General features: G+C 69.2%; 8 protein-coding genes. 3 read left to right on the plus strand and 5 right to left on the minus strand.

All coding sequences use genetic code 11. The features are described 5' to 3' along the window. Position 1 precedes the first annotated feature (1 nt). The 3 genes from smpB to ftsE form a co-directional block, all read right to left on the minus strand. Positions 2-469, minus strand: coding sequence for an SsrA-binding protein SmpB (gene smpB, locus ABZ463_RS02975; protein WP_352009812.1), 468 nt, complete (start codon positions 467-469; stop codon positions 2-4). A gap of 80 nt (positions 470-549) precedes the next feature. Continuing rightward, entirely contained in the window at positions 550-1458 is a 909-nt protein-coding gene (gene ftsX / locus ABZ463_RS02980; protein ID WP_352009813.1) for a permease-like cell division protein FtsX, read from the minus strand. A gap of 36 nt (positions 1459-1494) precedes the next feature. Further along, positions 1495-2184: a cell division ATP-binding protein FtsE gene (gene ftsE, locus ABZ463_RS02985; protein ID WP_184713049.1), complete on the minus strand. Its 690-nt coding sequence runs from the start codon at positions 2182-2184 to the stop codon at positions 1495-1497. A 235-nt stretch (positions 2185-2419) separates the two neighbouring features. Between ftsE and ABZ463_RS02990 the strand changes: the two genes are divergently transcribed. After that, a complete protein-coding gene (locus ABZ463_RS02990; RefSeq protein ID WP_352009814.1) occupies positions 2420-2608 on the plus strand; it encodes a hypothetical protein in 189 nt (62 codons plus the stop codon). Between the two features lie 34 nt (positions 2609-2642). Here ABZ463_RS02990 and prfB read toward each other — a convergent pair whose 3' ends face one another. Further along, positions 2643-3761, minus strand: a complete 1119-nt coding sequence (gene prfB, locus ABZ463_RS02995; RefSeq protein WP_352009815.1) for a peptide chain release factor 2 — start codon at positions 3759-3761, stop codon at positions 2643-2645. Between the two features lie 95 nt (positions 3762-3856). Here prfB and ABZ463_RS03000 point away from each other — a divergent pair, with 95 nt between their 5' ends. Next, complete coding sequence (locus tag ABZ463_RS03000; protein ID WP_362772344.1) at positions 3857-4918, plus strand: hypothetical protein; 1062 nt, start codon at positions 3857-3859, stop codon at positions 4916-4918. 54 nt (positions 4919-4972) lie between these two features. On the opposite strand, the gene ABZ463_RS03005 is transcribed toward ABZ463_RS03000, so the two are convergent. After that, positions 4973-9853, minus strand: a complete 4881-nt coding sequence (locus tag ABZ463_RS03005; RefSeq protein WP_352009817.1) for an NAD-glutamate dehydrogenase — start codon at positions 9851-9853, stop codon at positions 4973-4975. 798 nt (positions 9854-10651) lie between these two features. Between ABZ463_RS03005 and ABZ463_RS03010 the strand changes: the two genes are divergently transcribed. After that, positions 10652-12073 (plus strand): FAD-binding oxidoreductase, encoded by a 1422-nt coding sequence (locus ABZ463_RS03010; protein ID WP_362772348.1) that lies wholly within the window; start codon positions 10652-10654, stop codon positions 12071-12073. Positions 12074-12108 lie beyond the last annotated feature (35 nt).

Here is a 12108-nt window from a genome sequence, read left to right on the forward strand (position 1 = left end):
ATTACCTGTTCCTGTGCCTGAGAGCGCGAGCCATCTCACGCTTGGCCTGCTTCTCCGCGAGGGTCTGCCGCTTGTCCCAGTCCTTCTTACCCTTGGCGAGGCCGATCTCGATCTTGGCCTTGCCGTCCTTGAAGTAGATCGCGAGCGGGATCAGCGTCAGGCCGCTCTCCTTGGTCTTCGCGACCAGCTTGTCGATCTCCTTGCGGTGGAGCAGAAGCTTACGGGTGCGACGCGCCGCGTGGTTGGTCCACGTCCCCATGGTGTATTCGGGGATGTGGACGTTGATCAGCCAAGCCTCGCCGTCCTTGAGGAGGGCGTATCCGTCGAGCAGAGAGGCCCTGCCCAGGCGGAGTGACTTGACCTCGGTGCCCTGGAGCACGAGACCAGCCTCGTAGGTTTCCTCGATGTGGTAGTCGTGCCAGGCACGCTTGTTCTGGGCGATGACCTTCCGCCCGGTCTCACGTGGCATGCCCCCGAGCCTACCGGGGACCGGGACGGCCGGCCGCGTCCCGAGGCGGGAGCGCGCCCGGCGGGCGCGCTCCCGGGCGCTCACACCCGCAGGTAGCGGCGGAGCGTGACGAACGAGGCGAGCACACAGATGAGCACGCCGATGACCATCGTGAGGCTGATCGTCGAGGCGACGGTCTCCCACGTGAGCGGGCTGGTGTTGGCCAGGTAGATCTGCACGCCGTCGAAGAGGAACACCTTGCTGACGATCAGCATCACCGCGGCGACCACACCTCCGATCAGGCCCGCGATGACCCCCTCCATGACGAAGGGAAGCTGGATGTAGAGGTTCGAGGCGCCGACGAGCCGCATGATGCCGGTCTCACGTCTGCGGTTGTACGCCGACAGACGCACCGTGTTGCCGATCAGCAGGGTGGCCGCGAAGACCAGGACGATGGCCACGACCAGGGCGGCCCAGCGCAGCCTCTCCAGCAGCCCGAAGAACTTGTCCAGGATCTCCTGCTGGTTGACCACGTAGGAGACGCCGCCCGCGCCCTTGACCTGCTCGATGACGGCCGGGTAGTCGGCGGGGTTCTTGAGCTTCACCCTGAACGACTCGGGCATGTCAGACACCTGCAGCACCGAGAGCAGGACGTTGTTGTCCTTGTACTGCTCGCGGAAGTTCGCGTAGGCCTGGGCCGCGTTCTCGAACTCCACCCGTTCGACCTGGGGCATGGACTCGATCTGCGCCTTGAGGGCGGCCTGCTCCTGGGCGTTGACGCCACCGCTGCCCTTGCACTGCGGGAAGGCGTCGTTCTTCTTGCACAGGAAGACAGAGATCTCGACCTTGTCCACCCAGAAGTCACGCATGGTGGAGATCTGAGAGTTGATCATCAAGCCGACGCCCAGCAACGCCATGCCGATCGCCACGGTCACGATGACCGCGATCGTCATCGTGAGGTTGCGGCGGAGGCCGATCCAGACCTCGGAGAAGATGAAGTTTGCCCGCATGCTCTTCCTGTCGCTTCGCTTCCTTGAGGTCCTGGGTCAGTACGCCTGGCCGTACACGCCACGCGACTGGTCACGGACGATCTTGCCGTCCTCCAGTTCCACTACGCGCTTGCGCATGGAGTCGACGATGGCGGCGTCGTGCGTGGCCATGACGACGGTGGTACCGGTCCTGTTGATCCGGTCGAGCACCTTCATGATGCCGATGCTGGTCGCCGGGTCGATGTTTCCCGTCGGCTCGTCGGCCAGCAGGATCATAGGGCGGTTGACGAAGGCACGGGCCATGGCGACCCGCTGCTGCTCGCCACCGGACAGCTCGTCGGGCATCCGGTGGGCCTTGCCCTCAAGGCCGACCAGTTCGACGACCTCGGGCACGACCTTGCGGATGAACCGGCGTGGCTTGCCGATGACCTCCAGGGCGAACGCCACGTTCTCGTAGACGTTCTTGTTCGGCAGCAGCCGGAAGTCCTGGAAGACGCAGCCGATACGGCGGCGCAGGTGGGGGATCTTGAAGTTGGACAGTCGGGCGAGGTCCTTGCCGGCCACGTGGATCGCCCCGGAGTCGGGACGCTCCTCCTTCAGGACCAGGCGGAGGAAGGTCGACTTCCCGGACCCCGAGGGGCCGACGAGGAACACGAACTCGCCCTTGTCGACATCGACGCTGACGTGGTCCAACGCGGGCCGCTTCTGGTTCGCGTAGACCTTGGTGACATTATCAAAATGGATCACGGGCGCATCACGGCATGCCAGTCTAGGGGTTAGGACAGTCGCGGTGGTGGCAGAGGTTCACTTCCGCCTCTCGCCGGCCGGGGGGCGCCGCTCTTTGCTAACGATCGACGTTCCGGTTGGCCGGAGCCCAGTCTAGGGGGAAGACTGGCATGGAACGTCCATAACGGAAACAAAACGATTCGGCGCCCGGTAACGACCACATAAAGTAGTTCTGACCTAGGAGACGGAGGCTCTCATGAGCTGTGAAGACCTCGTCTGCGCCCGATGCGCCCACCCTGTGGCGGAGGGCCGCTGCGCCCAGTGCCGCGCCTACCGCGACCGGATGCACCACGGCTTCGGCGGGCTGACGCCCGCCACGGTCGCGCTGCTGTTGATCGTGCTGTTCTTCCTCACCGTGGCCCTGCGGCACCTGGCGGGCCTGTGACGGCCCGCCACCGGGCGGGCCGTCACGAAAAGCCTTACCCCTCGACGCCGGACTCCTGACGGCGGGTCCAGCGGATCTCCGCCTCGATGAACTCGTCGAGGTCTCCGTCGAGGACCGAGCTCGGGTTGCCCGCCTCCGTGCCCGTCCGCAGGTCCTTGACGATCTGGTACGGGTGCAGCACGTAGTTGCGGATCTGCGTGCCCCACGAGGTGGTCGACTCGCCCCTGATCTCGTTGAGCGCCGCCGCCTCCTCCTGCCGCTTGCGCTCCAGCAGCTTGGACTGCAGGACCGCCATCGCGGTCGCCTTGTTCTGCAGCTGCGAACGCTCGTTCTGGCAGGAGACCACGATGCCGGTCGGCAGGTGGGTCAGGCGGACCGCCGAGTCGGTGGTGTTGACGCCCTGGCCACCGGGGCCCGAGGAGCGGTACACGTCGACCCGCAGGTCGTCCTCGTTGATGTCGATGTGGTCGGTCGTCTCGACCACCGGCACCACGTCGACCCCGGCGAAGGAGGTCTGGCGGCGGCCCTGGTTGTCGAACGGGCTGATCCGCACCAGGCGGTGGGTGCCGTGCTCGCCGCGCAGCGTGCCGTACGCGTAGGGCGCCTTGACCGTGAAGGTGGCCGACTTGATGCCCGCCTCCTCGGCGTAGGAGGTCTCGTAGACCTCCGTCGGGTAGCCCTTGCGCTCGGCCCAGCGCAGGTACATCCGCAGGAGCATCTGCGCCCAGTCGGCCGCGTCGACGCCACCGGCCTGGGAGTTGATCGTGACGACCGCCTCACGGGCGTCGTACTCGCCCGACAGCAGGGTGCGTACCTCAAGGGCGCCGACCTCGCTCCTGAGGGCGGCCAGCTCGCGGTCGGCCTCCTCGCGGGTGTCCTCGTCCTCCTCGGCCGCGGCCAGCTCGTACAGGACGGACAGGTCGTCGAGGCGCCGTTCGAGCCCCTCGATCCTGTTGACCTCACCCTGCAGGTAGGAGAGCTTGCTGGTGACCTTCTGGGCCCGCTCCTGGTCGTTCCACAGGTCGGGCGCCGCGGCCTGCTCTTCGAGCTCCTCGATCTGCTTGCGTATCGCGCCGAGGTCGAGCACGTCCTGGATGTTCTTCAGCGTGCCGATGAGCTCGTTGATCTCTTCTACCGGATCGATGAGTGCCACGTCTGTAAAGGGTACGCGACCGACGCACCCCGTTGTGTACGGCCGGGCCCGCGCGCTGGCTAGCATGGGGCGCCGGAGACCGTGAGGAGGCGGACGTGCGGGGACGTGGTGGACGGGGGCTGCTCGTGTTCACCCTGGCCCTGATGACCGCGACCGCGGCCTGTGCGGACCAGGGCGGCGGCGCACGCGAGCAGGGCGCACAGGGAGCTCAGGGGGCCCAGACCGCGGGTCCCGCCTCAAGCCCGGTCCCGGCCGCGTTGCGGGAGCCTCCCGTCACGCTGGCCGAGGCGGGCAGGGCGCTGTCGAGCGTGCTCGGCGCGCAGGCGGTGCTCGAAAGCGCGACACCACACCTGGAGGCCGACCGCAGGAACCTCCTGGAGCAGACCCGCGACTCCCAGGAGGCGCTCACCATGGCCGCCTTCAACAGCACGCCGGGCCCGCTGCCGCACTACACCTGGGGCAGGCCGGAGCTGCTGGTGCCCAGGGTCCAGCGGGCCCCCTTCTGGTTCGCCGCGGTCGTCGAGCGCGAGGACAGCGCGGGCGAGCGGCGCCCCGCCGTCCTGGTCCTGACCAAGTACGGCGGGCACGAGTGGTATCTCAGCTCGACCTCGCTGCTCGACCCCGGGGAAAGGATCCCGGAGATCGCCAAGGACGCCGGGGGCTACGCGACCGAGCTCGACGACGACGACCCGACCACGGCGATCAGTCCCCGTCTCATGGCGCCGCTGCACGCGACCTCGGCCGAGGAGGGCAGCGCGGGCTTCGCCGCGGGCCTGATCGAGAAGGGCCCGCACACCACGGACTACGCCGAGGAGATCGAGGGCAAGCGGCCGAAGTACAAGAGCGACTGTCTCGGCTACGACTCGATCTTCGGCGCGAGCAACTACCCGGTCCACGCCCTGCGCACCGCGGACGGGGGTTCCATGATCATGTACTCGCTGATCAGGACCACGACCGTGACGGCCAAGATCGAGCCGTGCGCCGACATCAGGGTTCCGCCGAACGCCGAACGGCTGGCCTCGGCGACGGGCGCGCGCAAGGAACTGCGCACGGTCGAGACGCACCAGTACGTGAGCACGGTGCCCGCCAAGACGGGCAAGGGCCTCGCCCGGGTGATCGGCTACCTGGGCGGGGTCACCAAGGTCTCCGCCAACTGACGCCCGCCCCGCCGCCCCGTACAGCCGGCCTGGCCGTACGGGGCGGCGGTGCCGTCAGGACTCGCCGAGCGGCAGGCTCGTCGAGGCGACCAGCGTGCGGATGGCGCGCAGCGCGACCGACAGCGTCGCCAGGTCGAAGTTGTCGCTCTCCCAGATCTCCGACAGGGTCTGCCGGGCCCTGGAGACGGCGGCCGAGTTGGCCTCCGTCCAGCGGGCCAGGCGCTCCTCCGGGGTCAGTCCGGGCGTGTTGTGGGCCAGGACGTCCCGGGTGAGCGAGGCGTGGGCGGCGTAGAGGTCGTCGCGGAGGGCGGCCCGCGCCATGGAGTTCCAGCGGCTGTCGCGCGGCAGCCCGATCACCCGCTCGCGCAGCCTGGCCAGCTGGAGCCGGTCGGCCAGGTCGAAGTAGACCTCGGCGACCTCGTTGACCGGACGGTTCGCCTGCACGGCCACCTCGACCAGGTCGAAGGTGGAGTAGGCCGGGACCATCGAGGCGACCCGCTCGGCCAGCTCGTTCGGCACCCCCCTGGCGACGAAGGAGTCGCGCCGCTCCTCGAAGCCCGCCAGGTCGGAGCCGGTGAGCAGCTTGGGCAGGTGGGGCAGCAGGCCGTTCATCCCCTTGGCGAAGAAGGTCACCGTCGAGGCCAGGTCGAGCGGCGTGCGCCGGTTGCCGAGCAGCCAGCGGGTGCCGCGCTCGGCGAGCTTGCGGGACTCCAGGAGCATGGCGATCTGGGTGGAGGTGTCCACCTTGTTGTCCAGCTCCTCGACCTGACGCCAGAAGCTCGGCAGGTCGAAGACCTCGCGGGTGACCAGGTAGGCGCGGGCGATGTCCGGCGCCGAGGCGCCGCTCTCCTCACCCAGGCGGAACATGAAGGTGGTGCCGCCCGAGTTGACCAGGTCGTTCACCACGCCGGTCGTGATGATCTCCCGGCGCAGCGGGTGGGTGTCCATGTGCTCCCGCATGCGCTCGCGCAGCGCCGAGGGGAAGTAGGACACCAGCCAGGAGGCCAGGTAGGGATCGTCCGGCAGGTCGGAGGCGAGGATCTCGGCGTCGGTGACCAGCTTGGTGTAGGCCAGCAGCACCGAGAACTCCGGCGCGGTCAGCCCGAGCCCGGCCTGGCGCCGTTCGGCGAGGGCCTTGTCCGAGGGCAGGAACTCCAGCTCCCGGTTGACCAGCCCGGCCCGTTCGAGCCTGCGCAGCTGGCGGGCGTGGATGTGCAGCATGTCCGACGCCTGGGCGCGGGCGGCGGCCAGCACCACGTTCTGGTCGTGGTTGTCCCGCAGGACCAGTTCGCCGACCTCGCCGGTCATGTCGAGGAAGAGCTCGTTGCGCTGCCTGTCGGTCAGCTCGCCGTCCCGGACCGCGCGGTCCAGCAGGATCTTGATGTTCACCTCGTGGTCGGAGGTGTCGACCCCGGCGGAGTTGTCGATGAAGTCGGTGTTGACGAGGCCGCCCTCGCGGGCGAACTCGATCCTGGCGAGCTGGGTGAAGCCCAGGTTGCCGCCCTCGCCGACCACCTTGCAGCGCAGCTCGGAGCCGTTGACCCGCAGGCCGTCGTTGGCCTTGTCGCCCACGTCGGCGTTGGACTCGCTCGACGCCTTGGCGTAGGTGCCGATGCCGCCGTTCCACAGCAGGTCGACCGGGGCCCGCAGGATGGCGCTGATCAGGTCGTTCGGTGCCAGCGAGGTCACCCCGTCGGCGATGCCGAGCGCGGCGCGCGCCTGCGGGGAGACCGGGATCGACTTGGCCGTGCGAGGCCAGACGCCGCCGCCCTGCCCGATGAGGGCGGGGTCGTAGTCGGCCCAGGAGCTGCGCGGCAGCGCGAAGAGCCTGGCCCGCTCGGCGTAGCTCCTGGCGGCGTCGGGGTCGGGGTCGATGAAGATGTGCCGGTGGTCGAAGGCCGCGACCAGCCTGATGTGCTGGGACAGCAGCATGCCGTTGCCGAAGACGTCGCCGGACATGTCGCCGATTCCGACCACGGTGAAGTCGGTGGTCTGGATGTCGACGCCGGTGGTGCGGAAGTGGTACTTGACGGACTCCCAGGCGCCGCGGGCGGTGATGCCCATGGCCTTGTGGTCGTAGCCGATCGAGCCGCCGGAGGCGAAGGCGTCCCCGAGCCAGAAGCCGTACTCCTTGGCCACCGCGTTGGCGATGTCGGAGAAGGTGGCGGTGCCCTTGTCCGCGGCGACCACGAGGTAGGTGTCGTCCCCGTCGTGCCTGACCACGTCGGCGGGCGGGACGACCACGCCGTCGACGAGGTTGTCGGTGACGTCGAGCAGGCCGGAGATGAACATCCGGTAGCAGGCGACGCCCTCGGCCAGCAGGTCCTCACGGGTGCCGGACTTCGGCGGATTCTTCACCACGAAGCCACCCTTTGAGCCGGTGGGGACGATGACGGTGTTCTTCACCATCTGCGCCTTCACCAGGCCGAGGACCTCGGTGCGGAAGTCCTCCCTGCGGTCCGACCAGCGCAGGCCGCCTCGCGCGACCTTGCCGAAGCGCAGGTGCACGCCCTCGACCCGCGGCGAGTAGACGAAGATCTCGAACTTCGGCCTCGGCAGCGGCAGCACGCCGATCGACGGCGAGTCGAGCTTCAGGCTGACGTACGGCTTGCGCGCCCCGTCCACGGTCTGGAAGTAGTTCGTCCGCAGCGTGGCGTCGATCATCTCCAGGTAGGCCCGCAGGATGCGGTCCTCGTCCAGGGAGGCCACGTCGTCGAGGGCGCCGAGGATCTCCTCGTGCAGCGCCTCGGACAGGTCGGAGCGGACCTCCTCCTCGCGCCTGGGGTCGTGCCTGGCCTCGAACAGGCGCACCAGCAGGCGGGCGAGCCGTACGTTGTCCAGCAGGACCCGCTCGATGTAGTCCTGGCTGAAGGTGGTGCCCGCCTGGCGCAGGTACTTGGCGTAGACCCGCAGGATCTCGGCCTGCTCCCAGGTCAGCCCGGCCGCCAGGACCAGGGCGTTGAAGCCGTCGCTCTCGACCCTGCCCCGCCACAGGGCGTCGAAGGCGTCCTGGAAGAGCCGCTTGAACTCGTCCCTGTCCACCTCGGGCGACAGGTCGTAGCGCAGCCCGAAGTCGTAGATCCAGGCGTCCTTGGTCGCCGGGTCCCGGTCGCGGTCGATCTCGTAGGGACGCTCGTCGACGACCTCGACGCCCAGGCGCTGCAGCAGCGGCAGCACGTGCGACAGGGAGATGGACGCGCCGATCCGGTAGAGCTTGAAGCGGCGCTCCCCCTCGGGGGCGTCGTAGGGCTCGTAGAGGTTCATCCCGATCTCGTCCGGCGGCGAGTCGGCGAGCGCCTCAAGGCGGCGCAGGTCGGCGACGGCCAGCCTGGGCGGGAAGTCGGCCTTGTAGCCCTCGGGGAAGGCCGTGGCGTAGCGCCGGACGAGGCGGGGCGCCTCCTCCTCCGAGCTCAGCTCGGTGATCGCGGTGGCCAGGTCGTCGTCCCAGGAGCGGGTGGCCGCGGCCAGCCTGCCCTCAAGCTCCTCGACGTCCAGCTCCTGCACGTTCAGCGGCCTGCCGCGCTCGCCGCGCACGACCACGTGCAGCCGGGCGAGGGCGGACTCGCCGATCATCGCGCTGTAGTCGCAGGAGGTGCCGCCGACCGCCTTGAGCAGGAGGTCCTGCATCTTGATGCGGATCTGGGTGGTGTAGCGGTCACGCGGGAGGTAGATCAGGAAGGAGATGTAGCGGCCGTAGTCGTCGGGGCGCAGGAAGACCTTGACCTGCTTGCGCTCGCGCAGCCTGAGCACGCCGAGCGCGATCGGCAGCAGCTGCTCGACCGAGGTCTGGAACAGCTCGTCCCTGGGGAAGGTCTCCAGGATCTCGATGAGGTCCTTGCCGTCGTGGCTGTCGGCGGCGAGCCCGGCCAGGTCGAGGACCTCGGCCAGCTTGCGGCGCAGCACCGGGATGCGGGAGATCGACTCGCTGTAGGCCACGTGGGTGAACAGGCCGAGGAAGCGGCGCTCGCCGACGACCTCTCCCGCGTCGTCGAACAGCTTGACGCCCACGTAGTCGAGGTAGGCGGGGCGGTGCACGGTCGCCCTGGCGTTGGCCTTGGTGATGATCAGCATCTGCTGCTTCTCACGGGCCTTGGCGCGCAGCTCGGGCGAGAGCGCGGCGAAGCTCTCCGAGCCCGCCTTGTCGTGGCGCAGGATGCCCAGGCCCGTCCCCGGGACCTGGCGCAGCGCGTCGCCCTGCTCGCCCTCCTCAAGGCGGTACTCGCGGTAGCCGAGGAAGGTGAAGTGGCCGTCGGCCAGCCAGCGCATCAGCTCCAGGCTGTCCTCGACGCCCGCGAGGTCGAGCGGGGGCGGGTTGACCGAGACGTCCTCGGCCGTCTGCAGGGCCAGCGCCCGCATCTTGGCGAAGTCCTCGACGGCGTAGCGGACGTCCTCAAGGACCCGCTGCAGGTCGGTCTCCAGCTGCTTGAGCACGGCCGGGTCGTTCTGCCGGTCGATCTCGAAGTGCATCCAGGACTCGGTGATCTCCTGCCCGGCGGCCTGGTCGCGGTCCCCGCCGAGCAGCTTGCCGGTCACGTCCCTGCGCACCCGCATCTGCGGGTGGACGACCAGGTGGGTGGTGACGCCGTGCCGGTCGAGCTCCATGGTCGCGGAGTCGACCAGGAAGGGCATGTCGTCGGTCACCACCTCGATGACCGAGCGGCCGGGGTCCCAGCCGTGCTCCTCCAGGCTGGGGGTGTAGGCGCGCACCAGCGCCCGGCCCTGGGGACGCTTGTCGGCGAGCTGACGCTGGGCCGTCGCGGGGCCGTACACGTCGACCGGGTTGCGGTCCAGCAGGTCCTCTGGCGCGACATGCCGGTAGTAGAGCCTGAGGAAGTCGAGTGCCTCCTCGTCACTCCCGTGGTCGCCGCCGGGTGTGTGCCCGCAGATCTCGGCGGCACTCCTCAGCAGCTCATCCTTCGCCTCGTCGAGCGGCATGTCGCTCTCACTCCTTTGTGAGGGATTTTTCGTATTAGAAGAGGGATCTTCGATCAATGTCGTAGTTCCCGAGTAGGAGGGAAGTAATGCGGCATATGCCGCCTACCGAGAGAGACGTCGCTTTAGGTCGTCTCTGCCCGGTCCTACGTGGATCTGTCACCCGGCCACCGCGTGGACGGCCCGCCGCGAGGCGGGCTCATGGCGCGCCGGTTCCCGGACGTGCGCGACAGGACTTGACCGCCCATCGCCCACCCCTCCGACTCCCCGTCCAGCGGGCACGGCCCGTGGCACAACACCTCCAGCGGCCACCCGCCCCGGTCTCCGTTGACCTGAGCATGCCGCCGCTCTGATACCACCCGAAAAGCCGTGAAACGTCAATGTGACGGACGGCCAACATCAGGGGAAGTGGAGCGCTCCATCCGGGATCGGTCGAGGGTCGGGAAGCCCTCGGAAGCCCGGGATCCCCGTCGCCTCACCGGCGGCGCAAACCCGGACCGACCGCACCCGATTGGTTCCCCAGTCTCCCACGGCCGGCCGCGCCGCGTCCCCGTCTCGGCCCTCCGCCCCAAGATTATGCTTCCGCGATCCACGGCACCCTCGCCACGCCGACATCCCCCGCGGCTCCCCACCGCGATCACCACACACACCGACAAAGGCCCCATTAGCCGCGACGTGATGTGAATGTAACCAACCAGACCGTAGGCGCGGCCGTCTCACCGGACAGACGACTAGCACCCAACGGGGAGAACAACCATGCAGCCCGCTCCGGACAGGCGGACGTTCCTTAGGCTCGGTGGTATGGCCGCGCTCACCATCGGAGCCGCTTCCCCCTCCTCCTCGCCACGTCCGACCCCGGCGGAGTGGACCGCCCTCGGCCGGGGTCTCGACGGCACCCTCGTACGGCCCGGCGACGCCTCCTACGACGCCGCCCGCCGCCTGTTCAACACCGCCTTCGACGCGGTACGGCCCGCGGGCGTGGCCTACTGCGCCAACCCCTCCGACGTGGCCGAGTGCGTGACCTTCGCCAGGAGGATGGGGGTGCCGCTGGCCGTACGGTCGGGCGGGCACTCCTACGCGGGCTGGTCGAGCGGCCCCGGGCTGGTCCTCGACGTCTCCCGGATGAGCAAGGTCTCCTACTCGGGCGGACGGGCCGTCGTCGGGGCGGGCGCCAAGCTGGTCGACGTCTACGACAGGCTCGCCGCGCACGGGGTGAGCATCCCGGCGGGCAGCTGCCCCACGGTCGGCGTCAGCGGTCTGACGCTCGGCGGCGGGATCGGCGTGGTGTCCAGGAAGTACGGCCTGACGTGCGACGTCATGGAGTCCGTCCAGGTCGTCACGGCCGACGGGCGGCTGCTGACGTGCGACGCCCATCACGAGCCCGACCTCTACTGGGCCTGCCGGGGCGGGGGCGGCGGCAATCTCGGGGTCGCGGTCTCCTTCGGCTTCAGGACCCACCCGACCCGCGAGGTCACGGTGTTCTTCCTGCACTGGCCGTGGGCCAGGGCCGCCAAGGCGCTCAAGGCCTGGCAGTCGTGGTCGCGGGCCGTACCCGACGAGCTGTGGTCCACGATGCACCTGAGCAGCGACGGCGGGATGGACGTGCAGATCGGCGGCCTCCACCTGGGCGGCAGGGCGGAGTGCGAGCGGCTGCTCGACCGGCTGACGAGCGCGATCGGCCCGGTCTCCTCCTCCTTCGTCAAGCAGACGTCCTACAGCCACGCCATGATGATCATGGGGGGCTGCTCGACGCTCACGGTCTCCCAGTGCCACCGGCAGGGCTCGCTTCCCGGGCAGACCCGCGACGGAAGGCTGCCGCGCGACTCCTTCAGCGGCAGGTCGCACATGGCCTACGCCCCGCTGTCCGAGGCCGGGATCAGGACCCTGGTGGCCCAGGTCGCCAGGCCCGGCAGCCACACGGTGCTGCTGGACGCCCTCGGCGGAGCCGTGGGGCGGGTGCGGCCCGACGCGACGGCCTTCCCGCACCGGGCGGCGCTCTACAGCGTCCAGTACTACGCCCACCGCGCGGGCGCGGCCTCCTGGACCGCGAACGCCAGAAACGCCATGCGCCCCCACTTCGGCGACCACGCCTACGTCAACTACGTCGATCCCGGGCTGGCCGGCTGGCGCTCGGCCTACTACGGCGCGAACGCCACCAGGCTCGCCCGGGTCAAGGCCGCCTACGACCCCGGCCGTCTCTTCCGGATACCCCAGGGGTTCTGACCCGGGTGTCCCGGGACACCGGCCCTCCTGAACCA

This window comes from Streptosporangium sp. NPDC020145, assembly GCF_040631275.1.
Classification (GTDB): domain Bacteria; phylum Actinomycetota; class Actinomycetes; order Streptosporangiales; family Streptosporangiaceae; genus Streptosporangium.

What these genes read in the sequence shown, in the direction of transcription:
- smpB (WP_352009812.1), bottom strand. Translation starts at nt 469, where the DNA reads ATGCCACGTGAGACCGGGCGGAAGGTCATCGCCCAGAACAAGCGTGCC.
- ABZ463_RS03005 (WP_352009817.1), bottom strand. Translation starts at nt 9,853, where the DNA reads ATGCCGCTCGACGAGGCGAAGGATGAGCTGCTGAGGAGTGCCGCCGAG.
- ABZ463_RS02990 (WP_352009814.1), top strand. Translation starts at nt 2,420, where the DNA reads ATGAGCTGTGAAGACCTCGTCTGCGCCCGATGCGCCCACCCTGTGGCG.
- ftsX (WP_352009813.1), bottom strand. Translation starts at nt 1,458, where the DNA reads ATGCGGGCAAACTTCATCTTCTCCGAGGTCTGGATCGGCCTCCGCCGC.
- ABZ463_RS03010 (WP_362772348.1), top strand. Translation starts at nt 10,652, where the DNA reads ATGGCCGCGCTCACCATCGGAGCCGCTTCCCCCTCCTCCTCGCCACGT.